General features: G+C 72.6%; 20 protein-coding genes. 12 read left to right on the top strand and 8 right to left on the bottom strand.

The window, feature by feature from the left end:
• Positions 1-58 precede the first annotated feature (58 nt).
• Both sucB and E1262_RS20225 read left to right on the top strand, forming a co-directional pair.
• Positions 59-1,927 (top strand): 2-oxoglutarate dehydrogenase, E2 component, dihydrolipoamide succinyltransferase, encoded by a 1,869-nt coding sequence (gene sucB, locus E1262_RS20230; protein ID WP_132104942.1) that lies wholly within the window; start codon positions 59-61, stop codon positions 1,925-1,927.
• Between the two features lie 5 nt (positions 1,928-1,932).
• Positions 1,933-2,823: a TIGR01777 family oxidoreductase gene (locus E1262_RS20225; RefSeq protein WP_132104941.1), complete on the top strand. Its 891-nt coding sequence runs from the start codon at positions 1,933-1,935 to the stop codon at positions 2,821-2,823.
• Between the two features lie 131 nt (positions 2,824-2,954).
• Here E1262_RS20225 and E1262_RS20220 read toward each other — a convergent pair whose 3' ends face one another.
• Positions 2,955-4,811 carry a serine/threonine protein kinase gene (locus E1262_RS20220; RefSeq protein WP_132104940.1) on the bottom strand — a complete coding sequence of 619 codons (1,857 nt, stop codon included), beginning with the start codon at positions 4,809-4,811 and terminating at the stop codon, positions 2,955-2,957.
• 554 nt (positions 4,812-5,365) lie between these two features.
• Between E1262_RS20220 and E1262_RS20215 the strand changes: the two genes are divergently transcribed.
• The gene (locus tag E1262_RS20215) at positions 5,366-5,887 is read left to right on the top strand and encodes a DedA family protein (protein WP_132104939.1); all 522 of its coding nucleotides are present in this window, start codon (positions 5,366-5,368) and stop codon (positions 5,885-5,887) included.
• Positions 5,884-6,603, top strand: a complete 720-nt coding sequence (locus E1262_RS20210; RefSeq protein WP_132104938.1) for a Type 1 glutamine amidotransferase-like domain-containing protein — start codon at positions 5,884-5,886, stop codon at positions 6,601-6,603. The genes E1262_RS20215 and E1262_RS20210 overlap by 4 nt, the downstream gene beginning before the upstream one ends.
• Before the next feature lies 1 nt (position 6,604).
• On the opposite strand, the gene E1262_RS20205 is transcribed toward E1262_RS20210, so the two are convergent.
• Positions 6,605-6,799: a hypothetical protein gene (locus E1262_RS20205; RefSeq protein ID WP_132104937.1), complete on the bottom strand. Its 195-nt coding sequence runs from the start codon at positions 6,797-6,799 to the stop codon at positions 6,605-6,607.
• 112 nt (positions 6,800-6,911) lie between these two features.
• On the opposite strand from E1262_RS20205, the gene lipB reads away from it, so the two are divergent.
• The 3 genes from lipB to E1262_RS20190 are packed head-to-tail and all read left to right on the top strand — an operon-like array spanning position 6,912 to position 9,265.
• Entirely contained in the window at positions 6,912-7,568 is a 657-nt protein-coding gene (gene lipB / locus E1262_RS20200) for a lipoyl(octanoyl) transferase LipB (protein WP_132104936.1), read from the top strand.
• A 9-nt stretch (positions 7,569-7,577) separates the two neighbouring features.
• Positions 7,578-8,507: a lipoyl synthase gene (lipA, locus tag E1262_RS20195; protein ID WP_132104935.1), complete on the top strand. Its 930-nt coding sequence runs from the start codon at positions 7,578-7,580 to the stop codon at positions 8,505-8,507.
• A gap of 56 nt (positions 8,508-8,563) precedes the next feature.
• Positions 8,564-9,265: a DUF4191 domain-containing protein gene (locus E1262_RS20190; protein WP_132104934.1), complete on the top strand. Its 702-nt coding sequence runs from the start codon at positions 8,564-8,566 to the stop codon at positions 9,263-9,265.
• Positions 9,266-9,280: 15 nt separating this feature from the next.
• On the opposite strand, the gene E1262_RS20185 is transcribed toward E1262_RS20190, so the two are convergent.
• Positions 9,281-9,703, bottom strand: coding sequence for an RDD family protein (locus E1262_RS20185; RefSeq protein ID WP_132104933.1), 423 nt, complete (start codon positions 9,701-9,703; stop codon positions 9,281-9,283).
• A gap of 201 nt (positions 9,704-9,904) precedes the next feature.
• Here E1262_RS20185 and glnA point away from each other — a divergent pair, with 201 nt between their 5' ends.
• Positions 9,905-11,329, top strand: a complete 1,425-nt coding sequence (glnA, locus tag E1262_RS20180) for a type I glutamate--ammonia ligase (RefSeq protein WP_132104932.1) — start codon at positions 9,905-9,907, stop codon at positions 11,327-11,329.
• A gap of 211 nt (positions 11,330-11,540) precedes the next feature.
• Here the strand turns inward: glnA and E1262_RS20175 are convergent, their stop codons facing one another.
• From E1262_RS20175 to E1262_RS20160, 4 genes are read right to left on the bottom strand one after another with little or no spacing between them, the layout of a single operon-like run.
• A complete protein-coding gene (locus tag E1262_RS20175) occupies positions 11,541-12,341 on the bottom strand; it encodes an enoyl-CoA hydratase/isomerase family protein (protein ID WP_203454087.1) in 801 nt (266 codons plus the stop codon).
• The gene (locus tag E1262_RS20170; RefSeq protein WP_203454086.1) at positions 12,338-13,522 is read right to left on the bottom strand and encodes a CaiB/BaiF CoA transferase family protein; all 1,185 of its coding nucleotides are present in this window, start codon (positions 13,520-13,522) and stop codon (positions 12,338-12,340) included. Before E1262_RS20170 ends, E1262_RS20175 begins: the two co-directional genes overlap by 4 nt.
• Complete coding sequence (locus tag E1262_RS20165) at positions 13,519-14,682, bottom strand: extracellular solute-binding protein (RefSeq protein ID WP_132104931.1); 1,164 nt, start codon at positions 14,680-14,682, stop codon at positions 13,519-13,521. The genes E1262_RS20170 and E1262_RS20165 overlap by 4 nt, the downstream gene beginning before the upstream one ends.
• Positions 14,679-15,464, bottom strand: coding sequence for an SDR family NAD(P)-dependent oxidoreductase (locus E1262_RS20160; RefSeq protein ID WP_132104930.1), 786 nt, complete (start codon positions 15,462-15,464; stop codon positions 14,679-14,681). Before E1262_RS20160 ends, E1262_RS20165 begins: the two co-directional genes overlap by 4 nt.
• An 85-nt stretch (positions 15,465-15,549) precedes the next feature.
• Between E1262_RS20160 and E1262_RS20155 the strand changes: the two genes are divergently transcribed.
• The 4 genes from E1262_RS20155 to E1262_RS20140 all read left to right on the top strand — a co-directional run bounded on the left by E1262_RS20155 (position 15,550) and on the right by E1262_RS20140 (position 19,834).
• On the top strand, positions 15,550-16,569 hold the full coding sequence (locus tag E1262_RS20155) for a LacI family DNA-binding transcriptional regulator (protein WP_132104929.1): 1,020 nt from the start codon (positions 15,550-15,552) through the stop codon (positions 16,567-16,569).
• Positions 16,570-16,695: 126 nt separating this feature from the next.
• The gene (locus tag E1262_RS20150) at positions 16,696-18,057 is read left to right on the top strand and encodes an ABC transporter substrate-binding protein (RefSeq protein ID WP_162606006.1); all 1,362 of its coding nucleotides are present in this window, start codon (positions 16,696-16,698) and stop codon (positions 18,055-18,057) included.
• A complete protein-coding gene (locus E1262_RS20145) occupies positions 18,057-19,010 on the top strand; it encodes a carbohydrate ABC transporter permease (RefSeq protein WP_132104927.1) in 954 nt (317 codons plus the stop codon). The genes E1262_RS20150 and E1262_RS20145 overlap by 1 nt, the downstream gene beginning before the upstream one ends.
• Positions 19,007-19,834, top strand: a complete 828-nt coding sequence (locus tag E1262_RS20140) for a carbohydrate ABC transporter permease (protein WP_132104926.1) — start codon at positions 19,007-19,009, stop codon at positions 19,832-19,834. Before E1262_RS20145 ends, E1262_RS20140 begins: the two co-directional genes overlap by 4 nt.
• 7 nt (positions 19,835-19,841) lie before the next feature.
• On the opposite strand, the gene E1262_RS20135 is transcribed toward E1262_RS20140, so the two are convergent.
• Positions 19,842-20,339, bottom strand: a complete 498-nt coding sequence (locus E1262_RS20135; protein WP_132104925.1) for a nucleoside deaminase — start codon at positions 20,337-20,339, stop codon at positions 19,842-19,844.
• Positions 20,340-20,598: the final 259 nt, after the last annotated feature.

Raw genomic sequence — 20,598 nt, 5'->3', positions numbered from 1 at the left:
CATAAGCTTGCCTCGGCCTTGTAGCGACGACCGTTTGTAGCACTCGAGAGGACAGACGATGGCAACCTCCGTCACCTTGCCCGCACTCGGCGAGAGCGTCACCGAGGGCACAGTGACCCGCTGGCTCAAGCAGCCGGGTGACACGGTTGCCGTCGACGAGCCGCTGCTGGAGATCTCCACCGACAAGGTCGACACCGAGATCCCGTCGCCGGTCGCCGGCACGCTGCTCGAGATCAAGGTCGCCGAGGACGAGACCGTCGAGGTCGGCGCCGAGCTCGCGGTCATCGGCCAGGAGGGCGAGTCCACGGGTGACGGCGCCAGCGGCGGCCAGGCGGCCGCCGAGGAGGCCGCGCCGGCTGCTGAGGAGGCGCCTGCTGAGGAGGCGCCTGCCGAGGAGGCGCCTGCTGAGGAGGCGCCTGCCGAGGAGGCCGCCCCGGCTGCCGAGGCGCCGGCCGAGCAGGCCGCCCCGGCTGCCGAAGAAGCGCCGGCGGCGTCGGGCAACGGCGCGGGCGGCGAGAGCACGCCGGTCACGCTGCCGGCGCTGGGCGAGAGTGTCACCGAGGGCACGGTCACCCGCTGGCTCAAGCAGCCGGGCGACACGGTCGCCGTCGACGAGCCGCTGCTGGAGATCTCCACCGACAAGGTCGACACCGAGATCCCGTCGCCGGTCGCCGGCACGCTGCTCGAGATCAAGGTCGCCGAGGACGAGACCGTGGAGGTCGGCGCGGTACTCGCGCTGGTCGGCGCCGAGGGCGCCACGCCGGCGGCCCAGCAGGCACCGGCGCAGGAGGCCCCGGCGCAGGAGGCCCCGGCGCGGGAGGTCCCGGCGCGGGAGGTCCCGGCGCAGGAGGCCCCTCCGGCCGCCGCTCCCACACCGGCCGCGACGCCGGCCCCTGGCCCCGTCCCGCAGGCACCGCAGACCGCCGGCCCGCAGGCGACCGCCACTCAGGCACCGCCGGCGCCCGCCGCGGCGCCGTCCGGGAACGGGACGCCGTACGTCACCCCGCTGGTCCGCAAGCTCGCCGCCGAGCACGGCGTCGACCTCAGTACCGTCGAGGGCACCGGCATCGGCGGCCGGGTTCGCAAGCAGGACGTGCTCGCCGCGGCCGAAGCCGCCAAGGCCGCCGCCGCGCAGCCGGCCCCGTCCGCCCCAACCCCGGTGGCTCAGCCGGCCGCCGCGCCCGAGACGGTCGAGCCGTCGCCGCTGCGGGGCACCACCGAGAAGCTGACCCGCATGCGCAAGGTCATCGCCAAGCGCGTCCACGAGTCGCTGCAAGAGACCGCGCAGCTCACCACCGTCATCGAGATCGACATCACGACGCTGGCCCGGCTGCGCGACCGCGTGAAGGCCGACTTCGCCCAGCGCGAGGGCGTCAAGCTGTCGTTCCTGCCGTTCTTCGCGAAGGCCGCGGTCGAGGCGCTCAAGCAGCACCCGAAGATCAACGCCTCGATCGACGTCGAGAAGGGCGAGGTCACCTACCACGACCGCGAGAACCTCGTCATCGCCGTCGACACCGAGGCCGGCCTGCTGGTGCCCGTCGTCAAGGACGCCGGCGACCTCAACATCGCCGGGCTGGCCCGCAAGATCGCCGAGGTGGCCGAGAAGGCGCGCACCGGCAAGCTGACGCCCGACGAGATCACCGGCGGCACGTTCACGCTGACCAACACCGGCAGCCGCGGCGCGCTGTTCGACACGCCGATCTTCTTCCAGCCGCAGGTCGCGATCCTCGGCACCGGCGCCGTCGTCAAGCGGCCGATGGTCATCGACGACCCCAACCTGGGCGAGACGATCGCCGTCCGGCACATGGTGTACTTCGCGCTCAGCTACGACCACCGGCTGGTCGACGGCGCCGACGCCGCGCGGTTCCTGACGACGGTGAAGAAGCGGCTCGAGGGCGGCGCGTTCGAGGCCGACCTGGGCCTGTAGGAGACGTGCGGGTCGCCGTCGCGGGATCCAGCGGGTTCATCGGCACGGCGCTGGTCGCCGGGCTGGAGTCCGCCGGCCACGACGTCGTGCGGCTGGTCCGGCACGCTCCGGCGGCAGCGAACGAGGCGCAGTGGGACCCCGAGCAGGGCGCGGTCCCACTCGCCCACCTCGCCGGTGTCGAGGCCGTCGTGCACCTGGGCGGCGTCAACGTCGGTTCGCGCCGCTGGACCCGTCGCGTCAAGAAGCAGCTGCACCACAGCCGCATCCGCTCGACGACGGTGCTCGCGTCGGCGCTGACCGGGCTGGCCATACGGCCGCGGGTGTTCGTGTGCGCCTCGGCCATGGGCATTTACGGCCCCGACCGCGGTCGCGAACTGCTCGACGAGGAGTCCGGCCCCGGCGACGGTTTTCTCGCGCGCCTGTGCCAGGACTGGGAACACGCCGCCGCCCCTGCCCGGGCCGCCGACATCGCCGTCTGCCATGCGCGGTTCGGCCTCGTGGTCGGGCCGGGCGGCGGGGCGCTGAAGCCACTGCTGCCGCTGTTCCGGCTCGGGCTGGGTGGCCATTTCGGCAACGGCGAGCAGTTCTGGAGCCCGGTCTCCCTGCACGACACCGTCCGGGCCCTGCGGTTCCTCATCGAGCAGCACGGCTGCGTCGGGCCGTACAACGTGACGGCGCCGGAGCCGGTGACGAACGGCGAGTTCAGCCGCGTACTCGCGGCCGAGCTGCACCGGCCGCGGCTGCTTCCCGTGCCCGGATTCATCCTGGAGATCGCCATCGGCCAGGCGTCGTCGGAGCTGCTCGGCAGCCTGCGGGTCGTCCCCACGCGGCTCACCGAGGCGGGGTTCGAGTTCGATCACCCGGATGCGCGCGCCATCATTCGGGCCGCTCTCTAGCGGGAGTTGATCACGTTCACCATGAAAACTCGTGTCGCACTACGCCTGTAATCGTGTCGACGCTCCAGAAATCCTGGTGATGGCCGCCCCGGGGGGCCCGAGGAACCACCAACGATCAAGGACCAGGCGAACTAGCCGAACCGCCAGGAGGTCGTACCGTCCGGGTTGGCGACCGCGACGAGGTCGGCCTCCCAGGTCATCTCCTCGAAGCCGTCCATCTCCTGCTCCACGTCGCCATCCTCGTTGACGAGCGTGTAGGGCGGGGTCCGCTGGGTGATGTTGACCGTCGCGCGGCCGCCCTCCTGGGACACGAGCTCGGCGTTGACCACCTCGAAGACCAGGCCCTCCGTGTGGACGTCGGCGTCGGCGTACTCCTCGAGCAGTTCGGCGTCATCGGCGAGGGTGCCGTTGGTCGGGGCGTGGACCTGGCAGAGCAGCTCGGGATTGCTCTCCTCGAACGCCTGCGCCCGCAGCGAGTACAGCCGCTGCACCTCCTGGGTCCAGTCGGTGACGGTGGGCGGCGGAGCTGTGGGCGCGGGCTGCGGGCCGCCGCAGAGATCGGCCGAGGCGGCGGAGTCGCCCGGGCTGGAGCCGCTGCCGGGGCCGTCGGTCGGGGTGTCCTCGCCGAAGATGCGCCAGCCCACGATCGCCACGCCGGCCACCACCAGCAGCGCCACCAGCGTGCTGACGATCCAGAGCCGGTCCTTGCGTTTCGGGCCGCCGGTGTCCTCGTCGGGGACGGGAGGCGGGGCGCCGCGCCCGCGCCGGGACTCCTTCGCCGCCGGCGCGGCGGCCGCGGACTCGGCCGCACGGCGGTCGGGACGGCGGTCCGGACGGCGCTCGTCGGGCATGACGCCGCCGGGGACGGGCACGTTCACTCCGTCGTCGATCCCGCCACGCGCGCCCCCACCGGGAGCACCTGCCGGCGGCTCCTCGCTGCGGCCACGCCGGCCGCGCCGTGGAGTGCGGATCGGGCCGGTCGGGCTGACCCCGGCTCCACCGGGCGCGGCGGGGGCACCAGCGGCGCCGGCTCCCCCGGCGCCCGTGCCCGCCAGGCCGCCGATGGCACCCGGCGTGCCGACCTCGGGAGTTTGGCGCAGGTCGCCGGACTCGGCGCGACGGCGGGCCCGGCGCCCGGTGGACGTCGAGCGGCGCATGAAGGCGGCCACGTCGTCGGCGGCGCCCATGACGGGGGCGTCGAGGACCGGCCGCATGGTGCCCGTCGTCGCGTGATTCTCCTCGAGGACCAGTTCGACGGGCGCGGGGTCGGCCACGGCGAAGAAGACGTTGCCGATGCTGCTGACCGGCGGCCGCCGGTTGGGCACCGGGTCGAGCGCGCTGGCCAGCAGCGCCTGGGTGGCCGGCGGGACGGCGGGCAGCGACAGCCGCGCCGACGGCAGGTAACCCGTCAGCGCGACGACCGCGGCCGTGACGAGCCCGTACACGTCGGCCGGGGGTCCAGGCGGCGAACCGGCCTGGACCTCGGGCGGAACCGGACGGGAGCGCTGACCGACCCGCAGCGGGACGCCGGCCTGCACCAGCCCGACTCCGGCGACCATGGGCCGGCCGTCGAGGCTGAAGACGATGTCGTCGAGCGTGAGGTCGCCGTGGACGATGCCGCGGCGGTGAATCTCGGTCAGCCCTTCGGCGACCGGCGCGCAGGCCGTGACGACCTCGCCGGGCGGCAGCACGCCGCGGGCGCCGATGATGCCGGCCAGGCTGCCGCCCTCGGCCGCCCCCAGGACGACGACGATGCCGCCGGGCGCGTCGACGATGTCGAGGAACGGGATGACGTGCGGGTGGTCGATGGCGCGCAGGGGCTGTGCGGCCATGCGCAGCCGGTCGCGCACCTGGGGGCCCACCTGGCCGACGAACCGCAGGGTGACGGACGCACCGGTCGCGTCCTCTCGCGCGAGGTACATGGCCGACGCGTCGGAGCCGAGCCGCCGGGTGATCGTGTAACCCGCGGGAGTCTCGAGACCCTGCATCCGCCCATCGTTGCAAACCTCGGCCCCGGATGCCTCATCGGCCGTGTCACAGCTTGCTCGGAACCCCGTTCCCCGGCTGCCGGCCGCCGTTGTCGATGACGATGGGTCGTCGTTGACGTTGACGACGACGACCGGCACGCTTGATCATGGAGAAGGTCGCCTTTGGAGTCGCGGGAAACCCGACCTTCTCCATGATCAACTCGGTGAGGGAGGGTGTGAGCCGGCCATGGGGGGCAGGTCATTCCAGGCGCTGCCCGCCGGGGCGGCTCGCATCCCTGCCGGCGCCGGTGATGGCCGCGGAGGTGTTGACATGAGCGCCAACGGTTGGCGCTGGTGTCAACACGCCCGGTTGTGATCGGTGCCCTGCCCGGGGGCCGGCCCAGCGTCGCGGGGGCGGCCGACGCCGTACGACGGCGACGTCGCCGCGCCGATCACACGACCTCGCCCGTGACCGCCAGATCCTCGTGATCAGTGACGCCATCATCGGCATTTTCAATGGCGGCTAACACGCGGCCCGCGCGGCCACGCGCCGGCCAGTGACTACGATGCCGGACATGGACGGGGTCACGCCGCTCGCCGCCCCGGAGAGCCCGTTCGGCCTGCCGCTCTGGCTGGGTGTCGCCGTCATGTTCTGCATCGTCGTGGCACGTGCCCAGGCCACCTACTGGCTGGGCCGGGCCGCGGGGACGGGGATCGCGCGGTCCCGCTGGGGCGACCGCCTCGGCCGCGACCGGCTGGCCCGGGCCGAGCACGTGGTCGCACGCTACGGCCCGGCCGCCGTCACGCTGTCGTTCCTGACCATCGGCGTGCAGACGGCGGTCAACGCCGTCGCCGGCGCCACTCGCATGCCGTTCGGCCGCTATCTGGCGGCGATGCTCGTCGGGTCCGCGCTGTGGGCGGTCATCTGGACCGTCGGCGGGCTGGGGGTGATCTGGGGCGCCGTGACGGTGGCGTCGGCGTCGCCGCTGGCGGCCGCGGCGGTGGTGCTCACGGCGCTGGCGCTGGCGGCCGGGGTCGTCGGGTACCGTCGGCGGCGCGCCCGCCGCCGGCTCGTCCCCGACCAGGAGGCTCGATGACCCGCACCCCGACCGTCCTCGCCACCAGCGGCGGGTTCAGCTACGACGCCCGCGGCACCCTCCGCCCGGCCGGGCTGGCGCAGCTCGCGCTGCGGCTCACCGGCGCCGACCGGCCGAAGCTGTGCTTCCTGCCGACGGCCTCCGGCGACAGCGTGAACTACGTCCAGCTCACGTACGCGGCGTTCGCGGGCTGGTCGGTCGATGTGTCGCACCTGAGCCTGTTCCCGATGCCGAACGTCGAGGACATCCGGGCGCACGTGCTGGCGCAGGACGTGCTGTGGGTAGGCGGCGGCTCGGTCGCCGGGCTGCTGGCGATGTGGCGGCTGCACGGCGTCGACGACGTCATGCGCGAGGCGTGGGAGGCCGGCGTCGTGCTGGCCGGCGTGTCGGCGGGGTCGATCTGCTGGCACGCCGGCGGGCCGACCGACTCGTTCGGGCCGATGCTGCGCGCCGTCACCGACGGGCTGGCGCTGCTGCCGTACGGCAACGGCGTCCACTACGACTCCGAGGAGCAGCGCCGCCCGCTCCTGCACCACATGGTCGCCGACGGCGAGCTGCCGGCGTCGTACGCCACCGACGACGGCGCCGGCCTGTTGTACCGCGGGACGGAGCTGGCCGGCGTCTACGCCGAGAAGGACGGCGCTCGCGGCTACCTCGTCGAGGCGGCCGGCGGGGAGGCCAAAGAGACCGTGCTGGACCCGCAGCCGGCTCCGTAGGTCACGGCAGCAGGCCCGCGAGCAGCTCGTACGAGCGCGGCCGGTCGGCGTGCGGGGTCACCGTCGTCACGACCATCAGCTCGTCGGCCGCGGCGCGGTCCAGCAGCGACTCCAACTCGCTGATAGCCCAGGTCGTCGGCGTGCCGGGCCAGCTCCAGCGTCTGCGCAGCGCCGCCGACGGGGTCGACCCGGTCACGACGGGCGCGAGGTCGAGGACAGAGAGAGAGGTACTCCGCGGAAGGTCACCACGTGAGACACCAACCGCGGTGTTGCCGCGAGACTTCCTCGCGGGCGTAGGCTCGACGTTCGTGGGCGAGCTACGGATCATCCGGCACGACGCGTTCGTGCCGTATCAAGAGGCCTGGGACGAGCAGCGGCGGCTGCACGCCGCGCGGGTCGCGGGCGAGATCGAGGACACCATAGTGCTGCTGGAGCACGAGGCGGTCTACACCGCGGGCAAACGCACGACGCCCGAGGAACGGCCACTGCTGGACGCCGGCGCTCCGGTCATCGACGTCGACCGCGGCGGCAAGATCACCTGGCACGGCCCGGGGCAGATCGTCGGCTATCCGATCCTCAAGCTGCCCGAGCCGTACGACGTCGTCGGCTACGTGCGCCGGGTCGAGCAGCTGATGCTCGACGTCTGCCGCGATCTCGGCGTCGACGCCGTCCGGGTCGAGAGCGACGGCCGCAGCGGCGTGTGGATCCAGCCGGGCGGCGGCCGGCCCGACCGCAAGATCGGCGCCGTCGGGCTGCGGGTCGCGAAGGGCGTCACCATGCACGGGTTCGCGCTCAACTGCGACAACGACCTCGGCTGGTACGACCGCATCGTCGCGTGCGGCATCCGCGACGCCGACACCACGACGCTGTCCCACGAGTTGGGCCGCCGGGTCACCGTCGCCGAGGTGCTGCCATATGTCGAACGTCACCTCGACGACCTCCTCGCGCTGCAGCCGCAGACGTAGGGTGGAGGGGTGACTGTCGCGCCGGAGGGACGTCGGCTGTTGCGCCTCGAGGTGCGCAACGCCGCGACGCCGATCGAGAAGAAGCCTTCCTGGATCAAGACGAAGGCGACCATGGGCCCGGAGTACCGCGAGCTGCAGTCGCTGGTGAAACGCGAGGGCCTGCACACGGTCTGCCAGGAGGCCGGCTGTCCCAACATCTTCGAGTGCTGGGAAGACCGCGAGGCGACGTTCCTCATCGGCGGCGACCACTGCACCCGCCGGTGCGACTTCTGCCTCATCGACACCGGCAAGCCCGACGAGCTCGACCGCGACGAGCCGCGCCGGGTCGCCGAGTCCGTCCAGGCCATGGGGTTGCGCTACGCGACCGTCACCGGCGTCACCCGCGACGACCTCCCCGACGAGGGCGCCTGGCTGTACGCCGAGACGGTCCGCGAGATCCGCCGCATCAACCCCAACACCGGCGTCGAGATCCTCACGCCCGACTTCACCGGCAAGGCCGACCTCCTGCAGCAGGTGTTCGACGCGCGGCCGCAGGTGTTCGCGCACAACGTCGAGACCGTGCCGCGCATCTTCAAGCGCATCCGGCCCGCGTTCCGGTACGAGCGCTCGCTCGACGTCATCTCGATCGCCCGCGCCGCCGGCATGATCACCAAGTCCAACCTGATCCTCGGCATGGGTGAGACCCGCGAGGAGATTTCCCAGGCCCTCGTCGACCTGCACGGCGCCGGCTGCGACCTCATCACCATCACGCAGTACCTGCGCCCGTCCGTGCGGCACCACCCGATCGAGCGGTGGGTCAAGCCCGAGGAGTTCATCGAGCTGCAGGCCGAGGCCGAGGAGATCGGCTTCGCCGGCGTCATGTCCGGGCCGCTGGTGCGCTCGTCGTACCGCGCCGGACGCCTCTACCGGCAGGCCATGGAGGCCCGCGCCGCCCGGTGACGAACCGGGCGGATCAGGTTCCGGACCACGGCCGGCGAAGAAGTACTCTTCTCCCCATGGCACGCAACGACGACCAGGAAACGCCCGAGAAGACCGGGCGCATCGCGCAGATCCGGCAGACCTACAAGATGGCCCGGCGGTCCGATCGCTGGGTCGGCTGGATCATCCTGGGCATCCTGCTCGGCGTCATCGCGCTCGCGGTCGTCGTCGGCATCTTCGTCGGGCCGCTGTGGCTGTGGATCGTCGTCGGCCTGCCGATCGCCCTGCTGGCCGCCGCCATCGTGTTCGGGCGGCGGGCCGAGCGAGCCGCGTACTCGCAGATCGAGGGGCAGCCCGGCGCCGCGGCGGCCGCTCTCGGCACGCTGCGCCGCGGCTGGGATACCACCCCCATGGTGGGCGCCAATCGCTACCAGGACGTCGTCCACCGCGCCGTCGGCCGCCCCGGCATCGTGCTCATCGGTGAGGGCGCCGTCGCCGGTCGCGTCGCGCAGCTGCTCGCGAACGAGCGCAAGCGGCACGCCCGCGTCTCGCCTGAGTCGCCCATCATCGAGGTCATCGTCGGCCGCGAGGAGGGCCAGGTGCCGCTGCCCCGGCTGACCCGGCACCTCAACAAGCTGCCGAAGAACATCCGGCCCGGCGAGGTGACCGAGCTGCGGGCGCGGCTGCGCGCGCTGGGCAGCACGCCCATCGGCATCCCGAAGGGCCCGCTGCCCAAGGGCGCCCGCATCCCGCGCGGTACCCAGCTGCCGGGTCGTTGAGCTGAGCCCGCCGGCTCAGCGGGCGTTGACGACCACCGTGTTGGACGCGAGGTCGTGCAGGCCACGACCCTCGCGGGTGAACACCAGCGGCGGGATGACCAGCGCGATCATCAGCGTCCGCACCGCGGCGATCACTGGGCCGATGCGCCGTCCGCCCAGGTGGGCGACCCGCAGCCCGAGCATCAGCTGGCCGAGGCTGCCGCCTGACACCGTCGTCGACACCACCACCAGCAGGTACCAGCAGATCAGCGGGAGCCAGAACACCCCGCTCTGCGCATCCCACACGCCGGAGTTCCCGCCGGTGACGATGAATGCGACGAGGTTGCCGGCGACCCAGTCCAGCAGCAGCGCCGCGAAGCGCCGTCCCCACCCCGCGGGCGAGCCGGGACCGTGGTCGGGCAACTGGAGGTCGGAGGCGGTCGGCCGGTCGGAGCTCACGCTGCGAGCCTAGGCCCTTGCCGGCGACCGGGGGCGACCGGATCGGCACACCGCCGCACACCGCACGTAACACTGGTGAAACACTTGGGACACCACCGGGAAATCCCAGGAATCTAGCGTCCGGGCCACGAGGGTAATACGGTCAACGCCGACCGTCGACGGATGCGGAGACTGCGCCGCCCAGGCGCGAAGGAGATGCGGATGTTCACCAACCCGGACGAGCTGCTGAAGTTCGTCAAGGACGAGGGCGTCGAATTCATCGATGTCCGCTTCTGCGACCTGCCAGGCGTGATGCAGCACTTCAACGTCCCGGCTTCGGCCTTCGACGCCGACGCGATCGCCGAGGGCCTGATGTTCGACGGCTCCTCGATCCGCGGCTTCCAGGCCATCCACGAGTCTGACATGAAGCTCATCGCCGACCCCGCCACGGCGTTCGTCGACCCGTTCCGCCAGGCCAAGACCCTCGCGCTGAACTTCTCCATCGTCGACCCCTTCACGGGTGAGCCGTACAGCCGCGACCCGCGCAACATCGCGGCCAAGGCCGAGGCGTACCTCGCCAGCTCCGGCATCGCCGACACCGTGTACTTCGGGCCCGAGGCGGAGTTCTACGTCTTCGACGACGTCCGTTTCGAGACCAAGCAGAACGCCGGCTACTACCACATCGACTCCATCGAGGGCGCCTGGAACACCGGCCGCGTCGAGGAGGGTGGCAACCGCGGCTACAAGACGCGGTACAAGGGCGGCTACTTCCCCGTCCCGCCGGTCGACCACTACGCCGACCTGCGCGACACCATGGTGAAGGCGCTGACCGAGGTCGGCATCCCGGTCGAGCGGGCCCACCACGAGGTCGGCACCGCCGGCCAGGCCGAGATCAACTACAAGTTCGACTCCCTCAAGCACGCCGGCGACCGCCTGATGCTGTTCAAGTACATCATCAAGAACGTCGCCTGGGAGGCCGGCAAGACGGCCACCTTCATGCCGAAGCCGCTGTTCGGCGACAACGGCTCGGGCATGCACTGCCACCAGTCGCTCTGGAAGAACGGCGACCCGCTGTTCTACGACGAGCTCGGCTACGGCGGCCTGTCCGACACCGCCCGCTGGTACATCGGCGGCCTCATCAAGCACGCCAACTCTCTGCTGGCCTGGACCAACCCGACGGTGAACTCCTACCACCGCCTGGTGCCGGGCTTCGAGGCGCCGGTCAACCTGGTCTACTCGCAGCGCAACCGGTCGGCGGCGGTCCGCATCCCCGTCACCGGCACGTCGCCGAAGGCCAAGCGCATCGAGTTCCGCGTCCCGGACCCGTCCAGCAACCCCTACCTGGCCTTCTCCGCCATGCTCATGGCCGGCGTTGACGGCATCCGCAACAAGATCGAGCCGCCGGAGCCGGTCGACAAGGACCTCTACGAGCTGCCGCCGGAGGAGCACGCCAACATCGCGACGGTCCCGTCGTCCCTCGGCGAGGCCCTCGACGCCCTCGAGTCCGACCACGACTACCTGCTCGAGGGTGGCGTCTTCACCGACGACCTGGTAGAGACCTGGATCGACTGGAAGCGCACCAACGAGATCGACCCGATCCGCCTGCGCCCCCACCCGCACGAGTTCGAGCTCTACTTCGACATCTGATCGCAGGGCACACCCCTGACGGGAGCCGTTGGCCGCCTGCCTCGAGGCGCGGTCAACGGCTCCTCCCGTGTCCGGGGTCGCGTGAGCCGCTCGGATACGTCGTCGCACTTCGATTTGCGGCTGTCGACTTCGATAGCGAGAGTGCTGCCGATCGGCACGATCGGGCGACGTGGTGGAACCCGCGCTATCGAAGTGCGCTCCGGTATCGATGTCAGCGGCCGCGGAAGACCGGGTCGCGCTTATCGACGAACGCGGCCACGCCCTCGCGGCCGTCCTCGGTGGCGAACAGCGACGACAGCACGGACTGCTCGAACCCCAGCGCGTCCGGCAGCGGCAGCGCCGGGCCCTCTCGGACCAGCCGCTTGGCCGCCCGCACCGCCAGCGGCGCACCGGCGGCCACGGTGCCGGCGAGTTCCGACGCTCCCGCCCGCAGCGCGGCGGCGTCGGTGTACACCTCCTCGAGCAGCCCGCGCCGGTACAACTCGGCGGCGGGGACCATCGCGCCGGTGGCGATCAGCCGGAGCGTGAACCGCACGCCGAGCGCCCGGGCCAGCCGCTGGCTGCCGCCCCCGCCGGGCAGCAGGCCCAGCTTCACCTCGGGCAGGCCGAACCTCGCCCGCTCGGTGGCGAGGATCGCGTCGCAGCACAGGGCCAGCTCGAAACCGCCGCCTAGGGCGTACCCGTTCACGGCGGCGACGGTGTACTGCGGCAGCGCCTCGACGGCGTCCAGCACCCGCCTGCCCAGCCGCTGGTAGTCGTCGAACCGCCGCTGGTCGACGCCGTGGTACTCGCCGATGTCGGCGCCGGCGACGAATCCCCGGCCGGTGCCGGTCAGCACGACGGCGCGGACACCGTCGTCGGCGGCCAGCTCGGGCAGGTAACCGTCGAGGGCCTCCAGCATCGAGCGCGACAACGCGCCGAGGGCGTCCTCGCGATCCACGGTCACGGTGACGACGGCGCCGTCCCGCCGGACGACGAGGTGCTCGTCGATGCGGTGCTCGGCGGCGGTCACTGGATCGCCCCGGCCGCTCGCAGTGCCGCGATCTCCGACGGCGGCAGTGCCTCGGCGAGCACCTCGTCCGTGTGCTCGCCGACCAGCGGGGGACGACGACGCTGTGTCCACGGCGTGCCGCTGAGAGTGATCGGGCAGCCGACCAGCTCCACCTCGCCGCTCTCCGGCAGGTCGACCGTGACCAGCAGCGGCGAGCCGTCGGCGCGCAGCTCGTCGACGGCCTCGCGCATGGTCCGCACCCGGGCCGCCCACAGCCCGGCGCCCGTCAGCGCGGCCACCAGTTCGTCGGCGGACCGCCCGGCCACCAGGCCGTCGAGCGCGGACTTGATCTCATCCCGGTGCAGCCAGCCGTCGAGACCGGTGAAGTCGCCACCCACCACCGCGCCGAGCCGGTCGAGGTCGCCCATCGCGATGGCCACCGCGCCGTCGGCGACGGCGTAGATGCCGTACGGCGCGGACAGCCAGGGCTGGGCGATGCCGGCCTCCGATCGCTCGTAGTCCTGCTTCTGGTTGACCGTGGCCGCGATCTCCTGGCACATGATCGCCATCGTGCTGTGGAAGAGGTCGACCTCGACCCGCTGGCCGCGGCCGGTCCGTTCGCGGGCCACCAGCGCGGCGAGGATGCCGTTGCCGAGGGTCAGGGCACCGACGGCGTCGCTGACGGAGGTGCCCGCGACGACCGGCGCCTCCCCCGCCCGCCCCGCGTTGGCGGCCAGCCCGCTCATCGCCTGGACCAGCAGGTCCTGCCCGGGCCGGTTCTCACGCGCGTAGGCCGTGTCCTGCCCCCAGCCGGACCCCGAGCAGTAGATGACGTCCGGCCGGGCCGCCGCGAAGGCCTCATAGCCCAGGCCCAGCCGGTCCATGACGCCAGGCCGGAAGTTCTCGACCACGACGTCGAACCCGGCCGCCAGCTCGAGGATCGCGTCGCGGCCCGCCGGCGACTTCAGGTCGACGGCGACGGAGCGCTTGTTCCGGTTCATCGCCAGGAACGCCGACGACACGCCGTTCAGCAGCCGGCCGCCCATCTCGAGGCCGCGCTCCCACTCCCCCACCACCGGCCGCTCCACCTTGACCACGTCGGCGCCGAGATCGGCGAGCAGCTGGGTGGCGAACGGGCCGAGCATCATCTGGCTGAAGTCGAGGACGCGGATGCCGTCGAGAGCACCGGGAGTGTCGTTCACGCGGGTACCACCTTGTCGTCAGCGGTCGAAGCGGTCGGGATGCCGTGGCGGCGCTGCATGGCACGCAGCTCGGCGGCCAGGCCGGCGGGCCGGGCCCGGCCGGCGAGCCCGTCGCGCAGCAGCAGGCCGGCCTCGTACTGGAACGCCGGCCACCGCGGGTGTGCCGGCCGGCGGACGGCGGCCAGCATCGATCGGCGGGTGGCGGAGTAGAAGCCGCCGAAGGCGCGGTCGAGGTCCTGGTCGTCCCACGCCGCGGCCGCCGCGGGCTGGCCACCGGAGGGGCCGACGATCCGCCGCTGCACGTCCGCGCCGCCGTACCAGGCGGCGAACTCCGCGGCGAGGTCCGGCGCCGTGCTCGCGGCACTGACGCCCAGGCCGGCGCCGCCCAGCAGCGAGCCGATGACGCCGTCGGGCCCGGTGGGTGCGTCGTGCCAGGCCAGCCGCGCACCCGTCGGCGACGGCGCCGGCTCGCCGTCCGCCGCGCCGGGTCCCGCGGACCAGCGCGCGTAGCCGAACAGCAGCGGGCTGTAGAGCCAGCGGTCGCTCGTGGCCAGCTCGGCGAGGACGGCCGGCGGGTTGCGGTCCAGCAGCTGGTCGTCGAGCAGCGCGGCCAGCTCGCACAGCACCTCGACGGCGCTGTCGTCGGCCACGAACCCGCCCGGCCCGATCGGCGCGCCGACGGCGGCTGTGATGCTGAGCAGGGCGCACAGCACGTCGCTGTGGAACAGCGGGACGGCCACCCGGCCCGGGTGGGCGCGGGCGAACGCGAGCACGTCGGCCCAGGTGCGCGGCACGTCGGTCGCGGGCAGCAGGTCCGCTCGCGAGACCGCCACCTGGCAGGCTGCGTCGACCGGGATCCCCCACGACCGGCCGTCCCAGTCGAACGACCCGTGCGCGGCACCCACGGCGCCCGCGCCGGCCGGGCGCACCGGCAGCAGCGCGCCGGACTCGGCCGCGCGCGGCGCCATCGGGTAGTCGAAGACGACGACGTCGTGGCCGGCGGCGGCCTCCTCGATGGGCTGGTCGTTGAACGCGGCGAGCGGCCGGCCGGCCACCTCGACCCGCACCCCCGGCCGCGCCGCGGCGAACGCCGTCGCCGCCGCCCGCATCGGTGCCAGGCAGCGCGGGTCGTCCCAGCACAGCACCCGCAGCGTGGTCACGAGCTCACACCGGAGGAGCCGAGCACCGCCGCGCCGCCGTCGACGGCGAGCACGTGGCCGGTGACGAACGACGCGTCGGCCGAGGCGAGGAAGGCGACGGCGGCGGCCACCTCGGCCGGCCGGCCGATGCGCCCGAGCGCGTGCAGCGAGTTCCACGTGGCCCGGACGGCATCCGGGTCGGCCGACTCGGCGAGGATCTTCTCGTTCATCGGGGTCGCGATGGTGCCCGGCGCGACGGCGTTCACGCGGACGCCGTCGCGGGCGTACTCGACGGCCGCCTGCGTGGTCAGGCCGATCAGGCCGGCCTTGGTGGAGGCGTAGGCCGCCCAGCCGGAGAAGCCGCGGATCCCCTGCAGGCTGGAGACGTTCACGACGGCGGCCGCGTCGGACGCGCGCAGCCACGGCAGTGCGTGCTTCATGGTCAACCAGGCGGCGCGCAGATTGACGTCGAACGCCGTCCGCCAGTCGTCCAGCCCCAGCGACTCGACGCTGCCCGCGACCGCGACGGCCGCGTTGTTGACCAGGAGGTCCAGCCCGCCGAGACGGTCGGCGGCGGTGGCGAGACCGGCCTCGACGGCCGCGGGGTCGGAGAGGTCGAGCGGGACGAGGTGGGCCACGCCGCCGGCGTCCTCGACCTCACTGGCGGTTCGCCACAGCGCGGCCTCGTCGCGGTCCAGCAGCGCGGTCGCCACGCCCTCCTCCGCCAGCCGGACCGCGACGGCCCGGCCGATGCCGCCGCCCGCCCCCGTGACGACCGCGCGCCGGCCGGACAAGCCTCTCATGCGACTCCTCAGTAAAACGTTTGCCTGATACGCTCCGATATCGTGCGGGAGAACCGCAGAGGATGTCAACCGGACGAGGTGGGCCATGGCAGGGATCGTCGATGTCGCGGCCGCGGCCGGCGTCACCGTCGGCACGGTGTCACGGGTGCTCAACGGCGACCCCGCCGTCCGGGTCCGGCCCGAGACCCGCGAGCGCATCCACGCCGCCGCCCGGGCCGCCAACTACACGCCCAACCGCGCCGCCCGCGCCCTGCGGCGGGCGCGGCTGGGCACCCTGGCGCTGGCAGTGCACGACGTCAGCAACCCGGTCTACGCCGCCGTCACCGCCGGCGCCCAGCAGGCCGCGTCGAGGCACGGCTACGTGCTCATGCTGGCCGACGTGCCGGAGCTCGCCCGCGACGCCGCCACCTTCAGCCGCGTGGTCAACAGCGGGATCGTCGACGGGTTGCTGTTGCTGCCGGCCGGTGTCGATGCGGACCGGCAGGTGGCCGCGGAGGCCGCCGGCATCGTGCCGACCGTCATCGTCAACGACTCCGCCGACGCGCTGGCCAGCGTCACCCTCGACAACGAGGCGGCCGCCCGGATGGCCACCGAGCACCTCATCGGCCTCGGTCATCGCGACATCGGGCTGCTCGAGCTCGACGGCGACACCGAGCGCGGCTTCGCCCGCACCCGCGGCTGGGAGACGGCCATGCATGCGGCCGGGCTGCCGGTCAACACCGCCTGGGTCCGCCGCGGCGGGCACACCGCGGAGGCCGGCCGGCAGGCGATGGGCACCGTCCTCGACCGCGCCGACCGGCCGACGGCCGTCATGGTGGCCAGCGTGCTGGCCGCGGTCGGCGCCGTCGCCGCCGCCCGCGACCGCGGCCTCGAGGTCCCCGCCGACCTCTCCGTCGTCGGGTTCCACGACGTCTTCTTCGCCCAGTATCTGCAGCCCGGCCTGACGGTGGTCGAGCTGCCGCTGCGCGCGCTGGGCGAACGCTCGGTCGAGCTGCTGCTCGCCCTGCTCGACCACGGCGAGCCCGAGCACATCGTCATCACCGAGCCGGCCCCGCGCATCGTCGTGCGCGGCACGACCGCCCGGCACCGCCCGCCCGTTCGCTGACGTAGCGCCCTCCCAACTCGCCTTGACATGTCGCGATGTCAGGACATAGAAAAAGGTTTTACCGATCCGGCCGTTGGACGCCGAGCCCGGGCGTTCCGCCCACACGATGCGCTCGAAGGAGAGACCGTGAATGCACCCGCGCGTTGGCTCGCCGGTGGCGGAGCCGCCCTCGTCCTCACCATCGCCGCCTGCGGCACACCGGGTTCGTCGTCGGAGGACGACGGGCCGGCCCGCGTCGAGGGCGAGGAGATCACCGCACCGGTGACCGCGGACGAGGTGGCCGAACTCGGCGACGTGACCTTGCGCGTCCTCGCCGACGCCGGCGAGGAGAGCACGCTCACCGAGCTGATCCCGGAGTACGAGGAGCTGTACCCGAACGTCACGGTCGAGGTGGAGTACCGCAGCTACGACGACATCGTGCGCACCGAGGCCAACACGCTCAGCGGCGGCGACCCGCCAGACCTCGCGCAGGGCGCTCAGGGCTATGCGCTCGACGGCGCGCTGGTCGAGGCCGGCCTGATCCGGCCGCTGGACGACCTCGCCGAGGCGTACGAGTGGTTCGACCGGTACGGCGAGTCGACGCTCGGCGAGTTCCGCTGGTCCGATGACGGCACCCGGTTCGGCACCGGCAGCATCTACGGCATCTCGCCCGTCGTCTCGATGGTCGGTGTCTACTACAACAAGGCCAAGCTCGACGCGCTCGGGCTCGAGCTGCCGCATACCTTCGCGGACTTCGAGGCGGCGCTGGCGACCGCCCAGGCGGCGGGCGAGCAGCCGATCATGTTCGGCAACGCGCTCAAGAGCACCGGCCTGCACATCTTCGGTGTGGTCCAGGGTCAGAACGTCGACCCGGCCGTCACCCGCGACTGGATCAGCGGCACCGACGGCGCCACCTTCGACACGCCGGAGAACGTCGCCACCGCGACGACGATCCAGGAGTGGGCCCAGCAGGGCTACTTCGGCGAGGGCTACAACGGCTTGGCCGAGGACGACGCCGTCGCCCGGTTCGCGGCCGGCGAGGGGGTGTTCCTCATCGGCGGGACCTGGCAGATGGCGGCGATCCAGGCCGGCGGCGGCGACTTCGGGTTCTTCCCGATGCCGCCAGGCGAGTCCGGCCTACACGTCGCGTCAGGCTCGCTCGGCATGGGCTGGCACGTCAGCACCGAGTCCGAGGTGGTGCCCGCGGCGGCCGCGTTCATCGGCCTCATCACCAGCGACGAGTGGGCGCAGAAGCTTGCCGACCTCGGCCGGGTGCCGGTGCTGGCGCAGCAGATCGACGCTTCGGAGCCGCTGTTCGCCGACGCCGTGGCCGGCTCCGGCACGATCCTCGCCGACGGCGGCAACACCTACTCGTTCGACTGGGCCACCGGCACGATGATGGCCTCGATGGGCGGCGCCCTCCAGGAGCTGATGGACGGGCGGCTCACCCCACAGGAGTTCGTCACACCGATCCAGGACGACTGGGCCGCCTTCCAGGCCGAGCGCTGATGACGTCGACCACCACCCCGCGGGCCGGGCGCGACCACGCGCCCGGCCGAGAGGTGCCCGCACCGGCCCTGGGTCGCCGGCGACGTCGGCGGCGGGACTGGTGGGGTTATCTGTTCGTGCTGCCGGCGCTGGCGGTCTACGTCGCGTTCGCGCTGCGGCCGATCGGCGAGACGGCGTACACCTCGCTCTTCGAGTGGGACGGCCTGACGCTCGCCACGTGGGTGGGGTTCGGCAACTACACCGAGCTGTTCGAGTCCGGCGTCCTGCAGTCGACGCTCGGGCACTCGCTGGTGTTCCTGGTCTTCTACGCCCTGCTGCCGACCGCCGTCGGCCTGGTGATCGCCGGCCTGATGACCCGGATCCGGATCCGCGGGCTGGCGCTGTTCCGCTCGGTGCTGTTCATTCCGCAGATCCTGTCGTCCGTGGTCATCGCGGTGGCGTGGCGGTGGGTCTACGACCTCGGCGGGCCCCTGAACGCCGTCCTCGACGCCCTCGGTCTCGGCGGGGTGACCCGGGCCTGGCTGGGCGACTTCGACACCGCACTGGTGAGCGTCGGGCTGATCGGCACGTGGGTGCAGTTCGGGCTGTGCATGATGCTGTTCCTCGCCGGCGCGCAGCGGATCCCCCGCGAGCTGTACGAGTCGGCGCGCATCGACGGCGCCGGCGCGATCCGCGAGTTCTTCGTGGTCACCGTCCCCGGGCTGCGGACCGAGCTGCGGATCGCGCTGGTACTCACCACCATCTTCGCGCTGCGCAACTTCGACATCGTCTGGAACACGACGGCGGGCGGCCCGGGCACGTCGACCACCGTCCCGAGCGTGTACGTCTACCAGGGCGCGTTCCTGACCCGCGAGGTCGGCGACGCCGCCGCGGTCGCCGTCGTGCTGACGCTGTTCATCCTCGTGGTGGTCGGCGCCATCATGGCCGCGCTGCGGGAGAGGGAGGCCCGATGACCCGCCGCCGCGACGCCGTCGTCAGCCACGCCCTGCTCGTGCTGGCCTCGCTGGTGGCGCTCTATCCGTTCCTGTCCATCCTGATGCTGGCCCTCAACGAGCCGGGCCGGCGGCTGTCCGGGTTCGCGCTACCGGAGAACCCAAGCTTCGGCAACTTCACCAACGCGTGGGAGCGCGGCGGCTTCTCCGACGCCCTGGTGTCCAGCCTGATCATCACCGGCACGGTGGTGGTCGTCGCTGTGTTGCTGTCGGTGCTGGCCGGCTACGCACTCGGAGTGCTGGACCTGCCGCTGGCGAAGGTCGTGGTCGGGGTGTTCCTGCTCGGCCTGGTGATGCCGTACGAGGCCACCGTCATCCCCATCTACCACCAGATGAAGGAGTGGGGACTGCTCGGCACGTACCCGGCGGTGATCCTGCCGCAGATCGCGTTCTCGGTGGCCCTCGGTACGGTGTGGATGCGCGGCTACTTCGGCAGCATCCCGGCGACGCTGCGCGAGGCCGGCATGATCGACGGCGCCGGGAAGCTGCAGGTGCTCCGGCACATTCTGCTGCCGGTCGCGGCGCCCGCGGTCGGGGTGCTCGCCACGCTGCTGTTCCTGTACACGTGGAACGAGTTCCTGCTCGGGCTGGTGCTGCTCTCGGACAACCCGGACGCCCGCACCACTCCGGTGGCGCTGTCGTTCTTCGCCGGCAACCGCCGCGAGAGCGACCCGGGCACGACAGCGGCGGCCGCCGTGCTCGTGGCACTGCCGGTGCTGATCGCCTACGTCGCCGCGCAGCGCAAGTTCGTCCAGGGCCTGCTGGCCGGAGCGGTCAAGGAATGACCTTCGTCTAGGCTCGGCTCCGCACGGCGCGCTCGTGGATGGCGCGCATGCGCCGGTCGTACGGCGGCACCGGCCCCACCACCTCGAGACCGGGCACGACGTCGTTGATCGACAGGACGCGCACGCGGGATGCCGGGAACCCCCACTCGGCCCGCCAAGCGGCCAGTTGAGTACTCGACACGGCGTAGACGATGCGTCCCAGGCCGACCCATCCATGCGCCGCCGCGCACATCGGGCAGTGCTCGCCCGAGGTGTAGACCGTGGCACCGGCCCGCTCGGACGGCGGCACGTGCTGAGCGGCCCATCGGGCCAGCGCCAGCTCCGGGTGTGCGGTCGGGTCCGCGGCGGTGGTCTCGCGGTTGCGGTCCTCGGCGAGGACTGTGCCGCCACGACTCACCAGCACCGACCCGAACGGGTCGTCACCGGCCTCGAGCGCGACCTCGGCCAGCTCGACGCAGCGCTCCAGGTAGGCGGCGTCAGCGGAGTACTCGTCAGCGGGCGTCATCGTGGAAGATCCTTTCGACGACGGAGCGGATCACGCGGGGCGCAGCGATCGTAGTCGTCAACGAAGGGCTTCCGGCACGGGCATCGGGGCGGGTGAGGTGCTTCCGGGACAGGTGCGGCCAGGCGATCGTCGTCCATCGGCGCTGGGCCCGACATCCTGGGTCTGGGTCGCGTCCTGGGTGTGCGTCGCGCTGGTGGGCCGGATTCGGCGGTCAGGCGCGACTGAGACCCAGGACGCGACCCAGACCCAATGAAGCAGC

Source organism: Jiangella aurantiaca, assembly GCF_004349105.1.
Taxonomy (GTDB): domain Bacteria; phylum Actinomycetota; class Actinomycetes; order Jiangellales; family Jiangellaceae; genus Jiangella; species Jiangella aurantiaca.
The sequence above is the reverse complement of the archived record's forward strand: the minus strand, read 5'-3'. Positions and strand labels throughout refer to the sequence as shown.

Coding starts and splice junctions, on each gene's coding strand:
- E1262_RS20145 (WP_132104927.1), top strand. CDS start 18,057: ATGACGTCGACCACCACCCCGCGGGCCGGGCGCGACCACGCGCCCGGC.
- E1262_RS20210 (WP_132104938.1), top strand. CDS start 5,884: ATGACCCGCACCCCGACCGTCCTCGCCACCAGCGGCGGGTTCAGCTAC.
- E1262_RS20215 (WP_132104939.1), top strand. CDS start 5,366: ATGGACGGGGTCACGCCGCTCGCCGCCCCGGAGAGCCCGTTCGGCCTG.
- E1262_RS20160 (WP_132104930.1), bottom strand. CDS start 15,464: ATGAGAGGCTTGTCCGGCCGGCGCGCGGTCGTCACGGGGGCGGGCGGC.
- E1262_RS20190 (WP_132104934.1), top strand. CDS start 8,564: ATGGCACGCAACGACGACCAGGAAACGCCCGAGAAGACCGGGCGCATC.
- E1262_RS20220 (WP_132104940.1), bottom strand. CDS start 4,811: ATGCAGGGTCTCGAGACTCCCGCGGGTTACACGATCACCCGGCGGCTC.
- E1262_RS20135 (WP_132104925.1), bottom strand. CDS start 20,339: ATGACGCCCGCTGACGAGTACTCCGCTGACGCCGCCTACCTGGAGCGC.
- E1262_RS20155 (WP_132104929.1), top strand. CDS start 15,550: ATGGCAGGGATCGTCGATGTCGCGGCCGCGGCCGGCGTCACCGTCGGC.
- glnA (WP_132104932.1), top strand. CDS start 9,905: ATGTTCACCAACCCGGACGAGCTGCTGAAGTTCGTCAAGGACGAGGGC.
- sucB (WP_132104942.1), top strand. CDS start 59: ATGGCAACCTCCGTCACCTTGCCCGCACTCGGCGAGAGCGTCACCGAG.
- E1262_RS20140 (WP_132104926.1), top strand. CDS start 19,007: ATGACCCGCCGCCGCGACGCCGTCGTCAGCCACGCCCTGCTCGTGCTG.